This is a genomic window from Pseudomonas sp. SK (assembly GCF_012975065.1).
Classification (GTDB): domain Bacteria; phylum Pseudomonadota; class Gammaproteobacteria; order Pseudomonadales; family Pseudomonadaceae; genus Aquipseudomonas; species Aquipseudomonas anuradhapurensis.
Genome location: NZ_CP051857.1, coordinates 835,581 through 849,555, shown reverse-complemented (window position 1 = coordinate 849,555; position 13,975 = coordinate 835,581). Strand labels below are relative to the sequence as shown.

The 13,975-nt window shown below is 65.0% G+C and carries 12 protein-coding genes; 7 read left to right on the top strand and 5 right to left on the bottom strand.

Annotated features, from left to right (window positions below; all coding sequences use genetic code 11):
* Positions 1-143 precede the first annotated feature (143 nt).
* Positions 144-1,538 (bottom strand): PLP-dependent aminotransferase family protein, encoded by a 1,395-nt coding sequence (locus tag HG549_RS03860; RefSeq protein WP_170034030.1) that lies wholly within the window; start codon positions 1,536-1,538, stop codon positions 144-146.
* A 238-nt stretch (positions 1,539-1,776) separates the two neighbouring features.
* On the opposite strand from HG549_RS03860, the gene ehuB reads away from it, so the two are divergent.
* From ehuB to ehuA, 4 genes are all read left to right on the top strand, one after another.
* Complete coding sequence (gene ehuB, locus HG549_RS03855) at positions 1,777-2,631, top strand: ectoine/hydroxyectoine ABC transporter substrate-binding protein EhuB (RefSeq protein ID WP_170028229.1); 855 nt, start codon at positions 1,777-1,779, stop codon at positions 2,629-2,631.
* A 62-nt stretch (positions 2,632-2,693) separates the two neighbouring features.
* Entirely contained in the window at positions 2,694-3,353 is a 660-nt protein-coding gene (gene ehuC / locus HG549_RS03850; RefSeq protein ID WP_170028228.1) for an ectoine/hydroxyectoine ABC transporter permease subunit EhuC, read from the top strand.
* On the top strand, positions 3,350-4,006 hold the full coding sequence (gene ehuD / locus HG549_RS03845) for an ectoine/hydroxyectoine ABC transporter permease subunit EhuD (protein WP_170028227.1): 657 nt from the start codon (positions 3,350-3,352) through the stop codon (positions 4,004-4,006). The genes ehuC and ehuD overlap by 4 nt, the downstream gene beginning before the upstream one ends.
* Positions 4,007-4,065: 59 nt before the next feature.
* A complete protein-coding gene (gene ehuA / locus HG549_RS03840) occupies positions 4,066-4,860 on the top strand; it encodes an ectoine/hydroxyectoine ABC transporter ATP-binding protein EhuA (protein ID WP_170034028.1) in 795 nt (264 codons plus the stop codon).
* 102 nt (positions 4,861-4,962) lie between these two features.
* Here ehuA and HG549_RS03835 read toward each other — a convergent pair whose 3' ends face one another.
* Complete coding sequence (locus HG549_RS03835) at positions 4,963-5,952, bottom strand: Fic family protein (RefSeq protein ID WP_170034026.1); 990 nt, start codon at positions 5,950-5,952, stop codon at positions 4,963-4,965.
* 179 nt (positions 5,953-6,131) lie between these two features.
* Here HG549_RS03835 and HG549_RS03830 point away from each other — a divergent pair, with 179 nt between their 5' ends.
* The 3 genes from HG549_RS03830 to HG549_RS03820 all read left to right on the top strand — a co-directional run bounded on the left by HG549_RS03830 (position 6,132) and on the right by HG549_RS03820 (position 9,561).
* A complete protein-coding gene (locus tag HG549_RS03830) occupies positions 6,132-6,521 on the top strand; it encodes a nuclear transport factor 2 family protein (RefSeq protein ID WP_170028226.1) in 390 nt (129 codons plus the stop codon).
* A 96-nt stretch (positions 6,522-6,617) separates the two neighbouring features.
* Entirely contained in the window at positions 6,618-8,117 is a 1,500-nt protein-coding gene (locus HG549_RS03825) for a cytosine permease (RefSeq protein WP_170028225.1), read from the top strand.
* 13 nt (positions 8,118-8,130) lie between these two features.
* A complete protein-coding gene (locus HG549_RS03820; protein ID WP_170028224.1) occupies positions 8,131-9,561 on the top strand; it encodes an aldehyde dehydrogenase family protein in 1,431 nt (476 codons plus the stop codon).
* A gap of 133 nt (positions 9,562-9,694) precedes the next feature.
* On the opposite strand, the gene HG549_RS03815 is transcribed toward HG549_RS03820, so the two are convergent.
* The 3 genes from HG549_RS03815 to HG549_RS03805 are packed head-to-tail and all read right to left on the bottom strand — an operon-like array spanning position 9,695 to position 13,883.
* A complete protein-coding gene (locus HG549_RS03815; RefSeq protein ID WP_170028223.1) occupies positions 9,695-12,106 on the bottom strand; it encodes a DUF3772 domain-containing protein in 2,412 nt (803 codons plus the stop codon).
* Between the two features lie 55 nt (positions 12,107-12,161).
* Positions 12,162-13,214 (bottom strand): bifunctional DNA-binding transcriptional regulator/O6-methylguanine-DNA methyltransferase Ada, encoded by a 1,053-nt coding sequence (gene ada, locus HG549_RS03810; RefSeq protein ID WP_170028222.1) that lies wholly within the window; start codon positions 13,212-13,214, stop codon positions 12,162-12,164.
* Between the two features lie 42 nt (positions 13,215-13,256).
* Positions 13,257-13,883, bottom strand: coding sequence for a DNA-3-methyladenine glycosylase (locus tag HG549_RS03805; protein ID WP_170028221.1), 627 nt, complete (start codon positions 13,881-13,883; stop codon positions 13,257-13,259).
* Between the last annotated feature and the right edge of the window lie 92 nt (positions 13,884-13,975).

Sequence of the window (13,975 nt, the reverse complement as noted above, 5' to 3'; positions counted from 1 at the left end):
GGGCAATTTGCCGGGGAATTTGTTTTTTGCCTGCCCTGGCCTCTTCGCGGGCACGCCCGCTCCCACAGGAAACGCGCATTTCCTCAACCCTGCGACAAACCTGGGGGAGCGGGCATGCCCGCGAAGAGGCCGCCGCAGGACAGTTACAGTTCGTGAATCTGCGGATACTGCCCGAACAGCTCGCGCATATCGCCCAGCGCCTGGCGCAGCTTGGCCTCGGAACACTCGGCGCCTACGCACAGGCGTACGGCCCGTGGCCGCGGCGTGCCACGCACGAGGAACGGCTCTGGCGGCGTCACGGCAATCTGCCGGCGGCGCAAGGCGCGTACCAGGCTGTCCACCTCCCAGCGCTCGGGAATGTTCAGCCATGCCCCCAGGGCATGGGCATGCTGACCGCGCAGGTACTCGCCCAGATACTCGCGCAGCAATGCCTGGCGCTTGCCCAGCAACTCGCGCTGCAATTCCACCAGCTGCAGGGCGCGCCCGTCGTTGATCCAGCGCGCAGCGATTTCCGCCACCAGCGGCGTGGCCATCCAGCTGTTCACCCGCAGGATGCTCTCGGTGCGCAAAGCCAGGCGCTTGGGCATCACCAGGTAGCCCACGCGCAGGCCGGTCAACACCGACTTGGTCATGCTGGTGCAATAGAACGACAGCTCCGGGGCATAGGCACTGAGCGGCCGTGCATGGCGCCCGCCGAGCAGCGGCCCGTACACATCATCCTCGATGATGTGTACGCCGAAACGCCGGGCAATTGCAGCAATCTCCTGGCGCCGGCTGTCGGGCATCAGGCTGACGGTGGGGTTGTTGAGGTTGGGGGTGCACACCAGCGCGGTGACCCGCTCGTTGCTGCAGATGTCCTCGAAATGTTCCGGGTTGATACCTTCGCGGTCCATTTCCAGGCCTTTCAGGGTAAAGCCGAGCACCTGGGAATTGCCGATCACGCCGTGGTCGGTCAGCCCTTCGCAAAGCACCACGTCATCCGGCCCGGCCAGTGAGGCCAGGGCCAGGAAAATAGCGTGGGCGGCACCGTTGGTGACCAGCACATCGTCGCGCTCCACCTGCATGCCCAGGCCGTCGAGCCAGCGCACCGCCGCCTCGCGGTGGCTCTCGAAACCGGCGATCGGCCGGTAGGCGTGGATCCACGGCTGCTCCTCCTCCACGGCCAGCTCGGCGCAGGTGTCGCGCCAGATGCGCTCATGCACCTGGGTATGGAGGATGCGGGTGATGGAGAAGTCGACCAGGGTGCGCTCGGGCAGGTCGATGATGTCATCCGACACACGGTCACTCATGCGCCGGCTGACGAAACTGCCACGGCCGATCTCGCAGCGCACCAGCCCTTGACGCTCCAGCTCCTTGTAGGCGTTGGTCACGGTCTGCACGCTGATACCCAGGGCGTCGGCCACCTGGCGCTGCGGTGGCAGGCGCTGGTCGTGCACCAGCACGCCACGCTCGATCTCGCCGGTAACCGCCTGCACCAGAATCTTGTACTTGGACTCGCCGATGCGCGCGGCATCTAGGGCTGCCTTCCAACTGTGCATCATGATCTTCGCTTCGCTTGCCGGGCCAGGACACAGCATCTCCCGGACAAGCGCCCCGGGCAATTGTCCTAGTGCAATGCCACCGCCGTTTCAGCTTTTGTATGCTCGGCCCAAGGTCGACCACCCGCTGCCTGGCAGCCTCGAACAAACGACCGAGCCTGCGTTCGCTGTTTTGCTCCACTGCCTCCTAACACAGAGCCGTCGGCGACGGTTTTTATAACAAACAGGAGATTCATTGATGAGCCAGCCGTTCAACATCCCACGCCCGTTCCAACGCCTGCTGATGGCCTGCGCCGCCTGCGCCGTGCTCACCAGCGCCCAGGCCGCCAGCCTGGACGAGATCAAGGCGAGCAGCCACATCCGCATCGGCTACGCCAACGAAACCCCGTTCGCCTTCACCGAGACCGATGGCCGGGTAACCGGGGAATCGCCGGAAATCGCCAAGGTCATCTTCGCCAAGATGGGCATCCAACAGGTCGATGGCGTGCTCACCGAGTGGGGCTCGCTGATTCCCGGCTTGCGTGCCGGGCGCTTCGATGTGATTGCCGCCGGCATGTACATCACCCCGGCGCGCTGCAAGCAAGTGATCTTCACCGACCCGCAATACGCCCTGCCCGACACCCTGTTGGTGGCCCAGGGTAATCCGAAGAACCTGCACAGCTACGCCGACATCGCCAAGAACCCGGAGGTGAAGCTGGCGATCATGGCTGGCACGGTCAACCTCGCCTATGCCCGCGACTCCGGGGTCAAGGACGCGCAGATCCTCCAGGTGCCGGACACCACCGCCCAGCTGCAGGCCGTGCGCGCCGGCCGCGCCGATGCTGCCGTCGGTACCCAGCTGACCATGAAGGGCCTGGCGAAAAAAGGCGGCGACAAGGTCGAGGCGATCAGCGATTTCAGCGACGACCCGGCCCATACCGGTTACGGCGCGCTGGCCTTCCGCCCGGAAGACAAAGCCCTGCGCGATGCAGTGAACGCCGAGCTGAAAAAGTGGCTGGGCAGCGAGGAGCACCTGCAGACCGTCGCGCCGTTCGGCTTCGACCGCAACAACGTGACGGACAAGACCGCCGCCGAGCTGTGTGCCCAGCAGTGAATCGAGGTGGCATGGCGCTTGCCGTGCCATTCCCTGTGTAATCCGCTTATTCAGGTCGAACCATGGGTGAATTGATACCGTTGTTGTTGCAAGGCGCCTGGATCACCGTCCAGGTCACCTTCTTCGGCTCGCTGCTGGCCATCGTCGCCGCGATCCTCGCCGCGCTTGGCCGACGCTCGTCGTGGCGGCCACTGAGCTGGCTGTGCGTGGCCTATATCGAAGTGTTCCGCGGCACCTCGTTGCTGGTGCAGCTGTTCTGGCTGTTCTTCGTGTTGCCATTGCCACCGTTCAACCTGGAACTCAGCGCCTACACGGTGGCCATCGTCGGCCTCGGGCTGCATATCGGTGCCTACGGCGCCGAAGTGATGCGCGGGGCGATCAGCTCGGTGGCCAAGGGGCAGTACGAAGCCTGCACGGCATTGAACATGCCCGCCGCCATCCGCTTTCGGCGCATCATCCTGCCGCAGGCTTTGCTGGCGGCCATCGCGCCGGGTACCAACCTGCTGATCGAACTGCTGAAGAACACCTCGCTGGTGTCGCTGATCACCCTGTCGGACCTGAGCTTCCGCGCCCGCCAGCTGGACCAGGCGACGTTCCAGACCCTGGAGATCTTCAGCCTTACCCTGCTGCTGTATTTCATCCTGGCGCAAGTCATCAACCTGCTCATGCGCCGGGTCGAACGGCGCCTGGGGCGTGGTCGCCTGCGGGGGAGCCTGTCATGAATGTCTGGGACTGGAACTATGTTGCGCAGATCCTGCCCGACCTGCTGCAGGCATCGCTGAAAACCCTGGGCATCACCGTTGCCGGCTTCCTCATCGCGGTCGTGCTCGGCCTGTTCCTGGCGATCGCCCGGCGCAGCCGCCAGGCCTGGCTGTCATGGCCGGTGGCAGTGCTGATCGAGTTCATCCGCAGCACGCCGTTGCTGATCCAGGTGTACTTCCTCTACTACGTGCTGCCCAACTACGGCGTCAACATGACCGCCATGCAGGCCGGCATCATCGGTATCGGCCTGCACTACGCCTGCTACCTGGCCGAGGTATACCGCGGCGGCCTGGATTCGGTCGCACGCAGCCAGTGGGAGGCGGTGGTCGCGTTGAACTTCGCACCGTGGACCGCCTACCGGGTGGTCATCCTGCCCCAGGCGATCCGGCCGATCCTGCCGCCGCTGGGCAATTACCTGATCGCCATGCTCAAGGACACCCCGGTGCTGTCGGCCATTACCGTGGTGGAAATCATGCAGCAGGCCAAGAACGTCGGCTCGGAAAGCTTCCGCTACCTCGAGCCGATCACCCTGGTCGGCCTGTTCTTCCTGGCCTTGAGCGTCGCTCTGGCCTACCTCGTGCGGCGCCTTGAAGTGCGCCTGGAGCTCCGCTGATGATCGCGCCTGTGACCCACCTCGCAACCGCAACTACCACCCTGCCGTTGGACACCGCCATGCCCGCACCGGCCATCGCCCAACCCATCGTCAGCTTCAAGGACGTGACCAAGCGCTACGGCAACTTCACCGTGCTCGATGGCCTCAACCTGGATGTCGCCCCCGGCGAGAAGGTGGCGATCATCGGCCCCAGCGGCTCGGGCAAGTCGACCTTGCTGCGCGTGCTGATGACGCTGGAAGGCATCGACCAGGGCATGATCGAAGTCGATGGCGAATCGCTCACCCACATGCCCGGGCGCAACGGCGCGCTGGTCACCGCCTGCGAGCGCCATGTGCGCAAGGTACGGGCGAAGATCGGCATGGTGTTCCAGAGTTTCAACCTGTTCCCGCACATGAGCGCCTTGCAGAACGTGATCGAGGCCCCGGTCCAGGTGCTCGGGGTCAAGCCGGCCGAAGCGCGCGAGCGGGCTGCCGAGCTGCTGGAGATGGTTGGCCTGGGCAACAAGTTCGAGCACTACCCCTCGCAGTTGTCCGGCGGCCAGCAACAGCGCGTGGCGATTGCCCGGGCGTTGGCGATGCGGCCCAAGGTGATGCTGTTCGACGAAGTCACCTCGGCGCTGGACCCGGAACTGTGCGGCGAGGTACTGAACGTGATACGTCGGTTGGGCAGCGAGCACAACCTGACCATGCTGATGGTCACGCACCAGATGGGCTTCGCCCGCGAGTTCGCCGACCGGGTGTGCTTCTTCTACAAGGGGCAGATCCATGAACAGGGGACGCCGACGCAGATCTACGAGAACCCGCAACAGGAACGTACCCGCGCGTTTCTCAGCGCCGTGCGGGAGGCGAACTGAGCACGGGGCGCTGCGCACACTGCTTGCGAAACGACCAGCGCCCCCAAGCCTGTCGAGTGACGAATGGATGACTGAAGTGGGTTCAGGAGCGGGGCAAGCAACCTATTTCGCAACCCGCCGATACCGCTGTCTGGGACTGCGAGGAGATTCAGGGTCGGTCATTTCCACCAACCCGGCGGCAAGGGCTGGATGCAAATAGCTTTCGCGGAAGGTGGCGCGGTGCGAAAGACCCAACTGGTGCATCAACTCGCTGCTCTTCAAAGCGACACCCGCAGGCAGCACCTTCAAGAGGCTCGCTACTTGGTCGGTTACTTGGTCGGTTACTTGGTCGCTCCCGGCTGCTTCGACAAGCGCCTGTAACAAAGCTTCAAGCATGTACTCAACAAACGGGGTTGCATCAGCAGCCTGGTCGGCTGCGGCCAACGCAGCGTAGTAGGCATCCTGCTGCTCACGAATAACGGTTTCTACTGGCAGATAAGCCAACACCGGCCGCCATTGGCTAAGCAGCATCGTCTGCCACAGTCGCCCCATCCGCCCATTGCCGTCAGCAAACGGGTGGATGAATTCAAATTCGTAATGGAATACACAGCTGACAATCAGCGGATGCCAATCGCTATCCGCCAGCCAACGCAACAGATCCTGCACCAACGTTGCCACCCGGCTGGCCGGTGGTGCCATATGCAACAGACGGCCCTCCCGATAGATGCCCACACCACCGCGCCGGTAGCAGCCAGCATCATCTATCAGACCGTGCATCAGCATGCCGTGCGCAGCGAGGAGATCGTGCTGGGATTCCGCGCGCCAGCCAGACATCGCGTCGTAGGTGGCGAACGCGTTACGAACCTCCTGGATTTCGCGTGGTAAACCCAAAACCCGCTTGCCCTCCAGCAAGGCAGTCACCTGCTCCACGCTCAGGGTGTTGTTCTCTATGGCAAGCGATGCCTGGATGGTACGAATACGATTACCCCGGCGCAGTTGCGGCGTGAGCGAGGCATCGCGGTAGGCCGCCAGAAACCCCACCTGCTCACTGATCTCGGCAACCAGCGCCAAAATACGGGGTGTCACCGTCAGCGGTGGTTGGTAATCGCTCATTGCCTGCAGCCCGTTGGAATCAGCCGTCACCTTAATCCACTGCGCACGCGAGGGTAAAGAAAACGCAGCCATCACTTCATGAATTCCTGAACTGATTATTTGCCGATAGCGATTTTTCCGCCCGCCGAGCGCCACCAGAATCGCTTCACCATAATCACAAGAACCGTGAGGCCACTTCCGTGGACCAGACACTCCAGGTACGCCAAGCCGCCGCCGAGCTCGTTGCCGCGTTCGCCAGCAACGACACCGCCCGTTATTTCGCCTGCTTCAGCGAAGACGCCACCTTCCTGTTCCACACCTTGCCACAGCCCCTGCTGTCACGCCGTGCCTACGAAGAACTGTGGGCGCAGTGGCAGGCCGACGGCTTTGCCGTGCTCGCCTGCGAATCCGGCAATGCCCAAGTCAGCCTGCAAGGCGATGTGGCGATCTTCATGCATGACGTGGCCACGCACATCCGCAGTGCCGGTGAAGAGCACCAACTGAGCGAACGCGAGACCATCGTGTTCCGCCGCCACGGCGCCCAATGGTTGGCGTGCCACGAGCACCTGTCGGTCTTGTCCCCGGGCTGATCTGCATTTTTCCTGCGGCCTTGCCGCCCTGCCATCGCACCCACAAGAAGGCCCGCGCACCGCGCCGGCCCACAACAACCGCGCTGGAGCATCACCATGAGCCACTCGACCGCTATCGAGACCAACGGCGTCGAACAGATCCCTGACGATCAACGCGACGCCTCCCCGCTGGACCTGTTCCGCCTGATCTTCGGCGGTGCCAATACCTTTGCCACGGCGGTGCTGGGCAGCTTCCCGGTACTGTTCGGGCTGTCGTTCCAGGCCGGGGTATGGGCGATCCTGCTTGGCGTCGGCGTGGGCGCCCTGATCCTTGCACCGATGGGCCTGTTCGGCGCACTCAACGGCACCAACAATGCGGTGTCGTCGGGCGCGCATTTTGGCGTGCACGGGCGCATCGTCGGCTCGTTCCTGTCGCTGCTCACGGCGGTGGCGTTCTTCTCGCTGTCGGTATGGAGTTCGGGCGATGCCCTGGTGGGCGGTGCCAAGCGCCTGGCCGGCCTGCCGGAAACCGACCTGACCCTGGGCCTGGCCTATGGCCTGTTCGCGGTCCTGGTGCTGGTGGTGTGCATCTTCGGCTTCCGCTTCATGCTGTGGGTCAACAAGGTGGCCGTGTGGGCTTCGAGCCTGCTGTTCCTGCTCGGCATCGTCGCCTTCGCCGGGCCGTTCGATGCCGGTTATGCCGGCAGCGTCAACCTCGGCCAGGCGGGCTTCTGGGCGGCATTCGTCGGCGCGGCGATCCTGGCCATGAGCAACCCGGTGTCGTTCGGCGCGTTCCTCGGCGACTGGTCGCGCTACATCCCGCGAGAAACGCCCAAGGCACGCATCATGCTGGCGGTGATCGCGGCCCAGGGCGCGACGCTGATCCCGTTCCTGTTCGGCCTGTGCACGGCCACGCTGGTAGCGACCCAGGCCCCCGACTACATCGCCGCCAACAACTACGTCGGTGGCCTGCTGGCAGTGGCGCCCAGTTGGTTCTTCCTGCCGGTGTGCCTGATCGCCGTGATCGGCGGCATGTCCACCGGCACCACCGCGCTGTATGGCACCGGCCTGGACATGTCCAGCGTGTTCCCGCGCCTGCTCAGCCGCGCCGGTGCCACCCTGCTGATCGGGGTGCTGGCGATCGGCTTCATCTTCATCGGCCGCTTCACCTTCAACCTGGCGCAGAGCGTGTCGACCTTTGCCGTGCTGATCATCACCTGCACCAGCCCGTGGATGGTGATCATGATCCTTGGCCTGGTCACCCGCCGCGGCTTCTACCATGCCGATGACCTGCAGGTGTTCACCCGTGGCCAGCGCGGCGGCCACTACTGGTTCCTGCATGGCTGGAACTGGCGCGGCATGGGGGCGTGGATCCCTAGCGCGGCAGTCGGCCTGTGCTTCGTCAACCTGCCAGGGCAGTTCGTCGGCCCGCTGGGTGACCTGGCTGGCGGCATCGACCTGAGCCTGCCGGTCACCTTGGGCCTGGCCGGTGTGCTGTACCTGGCACTGCTCAACCTGTTCCCCGAACCTGCTGGCGTGTATGGCCCCCAGGGCCCGCGTTGGGTGCGTTGCAAAAGCGCCGCGCATACGCCGGTAACCACTGCCGAAATGGCCTGACTGGAAACTGACCATGACCACTTCCCATTACATCGCCGGCCGCTGGGTCGAAGGCCAGGGTGGCGATTGCATCAGCGTCAACGACCCTGCGCTGGGGCAACCGTTCGCCGAACTGATGGCAGCCAGCGCCGCCCAGGTCGACCAGGCGGTGGCTGCCGCCCGTGCTGCCCTGCCCGCCTGGAAAGCCACCAGCGCCAGCGAGCGCGCAGGCTACCTGCGCGGCTTTGCCGAGCAACTGGGCCAGCGCCGCGAAGCGCTGATCAGCGTGCAGATGCGCAACAACGGCAAGCCGCGCCACGAGGCGGAAATCGACCTGGATGATGCCATTGCGACGTTCAACTACTACGCCGAGCTGGCCGCGCAACTGCCGTCGAAAAACCGTGAGGTACCCCTGGCCGCCCCGGGTTTCACGGCACGCACCCGCCTGGAGCCGGTGGGTGTGGTCGGCCTGATCGTGCCGTGGAACTTCCCGCTGGTGACCAGCGCCTGGAAGCTCGCCCCGGCTTTGGCAGCGGGCTGCACGGTGGTGCTCAAGCCCTCGGAAGTCACCCCGCTGGTCGAACAGGCCTACGGCCAGATCGCCGATGCCCTGGGCCTGCCCGCCGGGGTGCTGAACATCGTCAACGGCAAGGCCGAGACCGGCGCCGCACTGAGCAACCACACCGGCCTGGACAAGCTGTCCTTCACCGGCAGCAACAGCGTCGGTAGCCAGGTGATGCGCAGCGCGTCGGCGCAATGTCGGCCAGTGACGCTGGAGCTGGGCGGCAAGTCGGCGATCGTGGTGTTCGATGATTGCGATGTCGACCAGGCGGTGGAATGGATTGTCGCCGGCATCACCTGGAACGCCGGGCAGATGTGTTCGGCCACGTCGCGGTTGCTGGTGCAGGACGGCATTGCCGATGCGCTGTTGCCACGTTTGCAGGCGGCCCTGGAAAACCTGCGGGTGGGCAACCCGCTGACCGAACAGGTCGACATGGGCCCACTGACCAGCCAGGCGCAATGGCTGAAGGTGGCCAGCTACTTTGCCACGGCGCGGGAAGAAGGCTTGCAGTGCCTGGCCGGTGGCAGGGCACTGGACCGGGACGGCTGGTTCGTCAGCCCGACGTTGTATGCCGATGTGCCGAACGACAGCCGCTTGTGGACCGAGGAGATTTTTGGCCCGGTGCTATGCGCGCGTCGCTTCGCTACCGAGGAACAGGCGATTGCCGAAGCCAACGACAGCCGTTTCGGGCTGGTGGCGACGGTGTGCTCTGCCGACCTGGCGCGCGCCGAGCGAGTGGCCGATGCACTTGAGGTTGGCCATGTGTGGATCAACTCGGTGCAGGCGGTGTTCGTCGAGACTTCGTGGGGCGGCACCAAGGGCAGCGGGATCGGCCGCGAGCTGGGGCCATGGGGGTTGTCGGCGTATCAGTCGGTCAAGCATGTGACGCGGTGTTTGGGCTAGATTGCTGGGGCCGCTCTGCGGCCCGCTCGCGACACAAGGCCCGCTCCTACAGGGAATGCGCAGTCCATGTGCTGGCGCGATACCTGTAGGAGCGGCCTTGCGTCGCGATGGGCTGCACAGCAGCCCCCGGCATTCACACCGTCTCGTCAGCCGATCGCGCGCTTTCTTGCAGCAGTACCATGCTCTGCGGCGAAGACAGGGCAATACCTTCGGCACGCAAGCGCCCAAGGATGGTAAACAGCAGATCGCTACGGGTACCCGACACCTGTCGCGGCCCCGCCACGTATCCACTCACGCCAATCACCATGCCACTGCTGGTCAGATCCTTGAACGACACGGAAGTGGCCGGCGCATCCAGAATCGCCTCATGCTCCTGGTACGCCGCCAACAGAAGTTCACGCACGCGGTTGGCATCGGTCTCCAGCGGCAAGGTCAGGGTGATGCCGACCACGCCCAGCGCATTGCCCATGGTCACGTTGCGCACGTTCTGGGAAATGAACTGCGAGTTGGGCACGATCACCGTCGAACGGTCGGACATCTGGATCTCGGTAGCACGCACGTTGATGCGGCGAATGTCACCTTCGACACCGGCCAGGCTGACCCAGTCACCCACCTTCACCGGGCGCTCGGTCAGCAGGATCAGGCCGGAGATGAAGTTCTGCACGATCTGCTGCAAGCCGAAACCGATACCCACCGACAGGGCACTGACCACCCAGGTCAGGCTGGTGAGGTTGATGCGCAAGGTCGACATCACCAGCATGGCCAGGAAGATGAAGCCCAGGTAACCCACCAGGGTGACCAACGAGGCGCGCATGCCAGCGTCCATGTCGGTTTCCGGCAGCAGGCGCTCACTCAGCCAGCGCTTGACCACGCGGATGGCGAACAGCCCGCCGAAGAAAATCGCCAGCGCCAGCAGGATGTCCTGGGGCACGATGTTCAGGTTGCCGAGCAACTTGCCGCCGGTGCCGTCCCAGTCAGCCAGGCTCAGCAGCAGTTCGCTGGGGCTGGTGCCCGACGGCATCAGCGCCAGCAACAGCGCCAGGAACAGCACCACGGTACGGCCGATACCGGCCAGGATGGTGCTGGCCTGGGCCTGGTGACGAGGCGCCAGGCCCAGGGTCGAGGCCAGCGCCAGGCCACCGGGCTGACGCGGCGACAACAGGGTTTCGCACAGGTCGCCAAAGAACGTGGTCAGCAGGTAGGCACAGGTGATGACCAGGCTGACCCACAGCAACTTGCCAGTGAGGAAGTAGGCGAGCGTCAGGTAGCCGGCAAGCAGCGCCAGCAGGATCAGCGTCAGCCAGATCACCATCACGAACGGAATCAACCCGGCCAGGCCCGTGGGGCGCTCCAGATCATCCTTGCGCAGGGTACGGCGGTAGCACAGCAGCGCACCGGCGAAAGTAAACGCCACCACCAGCGCGGTCAGGCCGTTGACCGCCACGGTCAACGCCAGGCTGGCACCAATCACACTGTTGATGCGTTCCATGGTCATCATGACCATCAGCGCCAGCGCCAGGACCTTGGGGAACCAGCCCAGCGCGCTGGCCACTTCGTCATGGATCGGCGGCAGGCGCCAGGACGGCCGCTGCAGCATCAGCATGGCGCGGCCCAGGCCGGTGATGAAGGCGCTGAACACCACCAGGGCGAGCACATGGTTGGCCAGGCTGGCGATATCGGAGCCCAGCTCGGCGCTGCTCTCCAGCCCCCAACGCAGCAGCGAAACCGAGCCGGCGATAGTCCCCAGGGTTGCCAGGCTCACACTCAGCGCCAACGAACTGCGGCGCAGCCGGCCTTCCGGCAGCCAGCGGACCATGGCGCTGGCCAGCAGGCGCTCGAACACACGGCGGACCAAGGTCCAGACCAGGATGGCCGCCACCAGGCTGGTAATGAACAACCAGCGGTGCTCGACGCTGAAGGCACTGCCGATGGCATCGGCTGCCTCGCCACGCAGGTCACGCAAGCGCGCCACATCGTCCTGGGTCGGGCGAATGATGCTCTGCCAGAACGCCGGGCTGAGCGGCGAGGCGGCGCGGCTGGTGATCTGCGAGTTGAACTGGCTGCGGCGCAGGTTGACGATCTGCGTGGACAGGTCGCGGGCCGACTGGGTCAGCTTGATGGCCTGGTCCTGCTGCGCCACCAGCGCCTTTTTCTCAGCTTCCAGTTCCTTGCGCTGCTGGGTCAGGGTGGCAGCCTCGTCCGGCTGGCGCGGTCCGATGACCTTGAGCTTGTCGTCGAGCTTTTCCACGTCGGCAGTGCGCAGGGCACTCAACGCATCGGCCTGGCGTTGCACCTGCACGGCGCCGAGGCGCAGTTGCGACAGCAGGTCGTCGTTGGCCTCGCTGGTAACGCCCTGGCGGATCTGGTCCAGGCGCTCGCTCAGTTGCTCGATGCTGGCGTTTTCATCCAGCACGGGCGCTTCGGCGACCGCCAGGTTGGATAACGGCGTGGCGTTGGCCGACCAGGCAGGGCTGGCAATAACCAGCATAAAGGCGATCAGGACCATCAGGCCTGGGCAATAACGGGCAAGGCTGACACGCCTCATCGAATATTCCTCTTGCAATTCGATTTGGCGGGGGATTCTACGCGGCTTCAGGCGATCAGGAGAGTGCCGTTTCTCGCTTGAGCAGTTGCGCTTTGCGCGCTACGCCCCAGCGGTAGCCGCTGAGGTCGCCGTCGCGGCGCACCACCCGATGACAAGGGATCGCCACGGCAATGTGGTTGGCCGCGCAGGCCATCGCCACCGCACGTACCGCCTTGGGCGCTCCGATGCGCTCGGCGATCTCGGTGTAGCTCACCCGGCTACCGGCCGGCACCTCGCGCAAGGCCTGCCACACCCGCTCCTGGAAGGCAGTGCCCTGCACATCCAGGGGCAGGGCCAGGCCCAATGATGGCGCTTCGACGAAGCCCACCACTTCGGCGACCAGTTGTTCGTAGGCGCTATCGCCGCCGATCAGCCGGGCCTTGGGGAACTGGTCCTGCAGCTCACGCAACAAGGCCTCGGGGTCGTCCCCCAGCAGGATCGCGCAGATGCCCTTCTCGCTCTGCGCCACCAGGATCGCGCCCAGGGAACATTGGCCAAGGGCGAAGTGAATGGTCGCCCCGGCACCACCGGCGCGGTATTGCCGCGGGCGCATGCCCAGGCGCTGCTCGGCGCTTTCGTAGAACCGGCTGTTGGAGTTGTAGCCAGCGTCGTAGATGGCATCGGTGACCGAACGCTGGCCATCCACCAGGTGCGCACGCAGGCGCCGGGCGCGGAAGGCCGTGGCGTAGGCCTTGGGGGTAAGGCCGGTTTCGGCCTTGAACAACCGGTGCAGGTGGAACGGGCTGATAGCCAGCTCGGCGCTGAGCTGGTCCAGGCTGGGCGCGGGGTCGCAGGCTTCGATCAGGCGGCAGGCGCGGGTGACCAGCTGGCTGTGGCGAGTGGGGCTGGTGGACGCGGTGCAACGTTTGCAGGCGCGGTAACCGGCCGCTTCGGCGGCGGCCGGGGTATCGTAGAACACGACATTGCTGCGCTTGGCCAGGCGTGACTTGCAGCCGGGCTGGCAATAGATGCCGGTGGTGCGTACGGCGTAGACGAAGTGGCCGCTGGCGGCGCGGTCACGGGATTCTACGGCTTGCCAGCGTTGCTCGGGGGTGGTGTAAAGGTTCATTGGTCAGTGTCCAGATAGGTTGTTGCCTGTGCAGGCGCTGCTTCAGGCCCGCCACAGGTACCAGGCCGCCACGGTACGGTACGGCCGCCAGCCGCCCCCCAACGAGCGCATCTGCGCCGGTGTCGGCGCCTTGTCCAGCCCCTTCAGCCGCCGGTATCCCTCACGCACGCCGAAATCGTCCACCGGCAGCACATCCGCACGCGCCAGGCTGTAGATCAATAACATTTCCACGGTCCACCGCCCCACCCCGCGCAGCGCCACCAGCCGCTCGATCAACGCCTCGTCGGCCATGCCCAGGGCCTCTTCCCGAGTCGGCACCAGGCCCTCCAGCCGGCCCCGGGCGATGCCTTGAAGCGTGGCCATCTTGCTCGCCGAAAAGCCACAGGCGCGCATCGTTTCCGGGGCAACCGCCAACAACTGCTCCGGCCCTGGGAACGCGTTGTCCGGGAACAGTGCCAGCAACCGCCCGAGAATGGCTTCGGCGGCACGCGCATGCAGCTGCTGGTAGGCAATCGCCCGCACCAGCACTTCATAGGGTTCACGCCCCGGCGTGGCCTGGTGCAGGCAAGGCCCGGTCGCAGCGATGTGCCGCGCCCAGTCCGGGTCGAGCGCCGCCAGGTATTCGGTGGCCTCCCGGTAGGCGTCAGGCGAAAGGTCGGCGAGGATCATGGCACCTCCATCAGGTCGATTGCAGGTCCAGCTTAGCGCAGCCGTGCACCAGACAAACGCCGGTTCTTGCGCGTTAATTGCGCGCATGCCGT

What these genes read in the sequence shown, in the direction of transcription:
- HG549_RS03860 (WP_170034030.1), bottom strand. Translation starts at nt 1,538, where the DNA reads ATGCACAGTTGGAAGGCAGCCCTAGATGCCGCGCGCATCGGCGAGTCC.
- ehuB (WP_170028229.1), top strand. Translation starts at nt 1,777, where the DNA reads ATGAGCCAGCCGTTCAACATCCCACGCCCGTTCCAACGCCTGCTGATG.
- ehuC (WP_170028228.1), top strand. Translation starts at nt 2,694, where the DNA reads ATGGGTGAATTGATACCGTTGTTGTTGCAAGGCGCCTGGATCACCGTC.
- ehuD (WP_170028227.1), top strand. Translation starts at nt 3,350, where the DNA reads ATGAATGTCTGGGACTGGAACTATGTTGCGCAGATCCTGCCCGACCTG.
- ehuA (WP_170034028.1), top strand. Translation starts at nt 4,066, where the DNA reads ATGCCCGCACCGGCCATCGCCCAACCCATCGTCAGCTTCAAGGACGTG.
- HG549_RS03835 (WP_170034026.1), bottom strand. Translation starts at nt 5,952, where the DNA reads ATGAGCGATTACCAACCACCGCTGACGGTGACACCCCGTATTTTGGCG.
- HG549_RS03825 (WP_170028225.1), top strand. Translation starts at nt 6,618, where the DNA reads ATGAGCCACTCGACCGCTATCGAGACCAACGGCGTCGAACAGATCCCT.
- HG549_RS03820 (WP_170028224.1), top strand. Translation starts at nt 8,131, where the DNA reads ATGACCACTTCCCATTACATCGCCGGCCGCTGGGTCGAAGGCCAGGGT.
- HG549_RS03815 (WP_170028223.1), bottom strand. Translation starts at nt 12,106, where the DNA reads ATGAGGCGTGTCAGCCTTGCCCGTTATTGCCCAGGCCTGATGGTCCTG.
- ada (WP_170028222.1), bottom strand. Translation starts at nt 13,214, where the DNA reads ATGAACCTTTACACCACCCCCGAGCAACGCTGGCAAGCCGTAGAATCC.
- HG549_RS03805 (WP_170028221.1), bottom strand. Translation starts at nt 13,883, where the DNA reads ATGATCCTCGCCGACCTTTCGCCTGACGCCTACCGGGAGGCCACCGAA.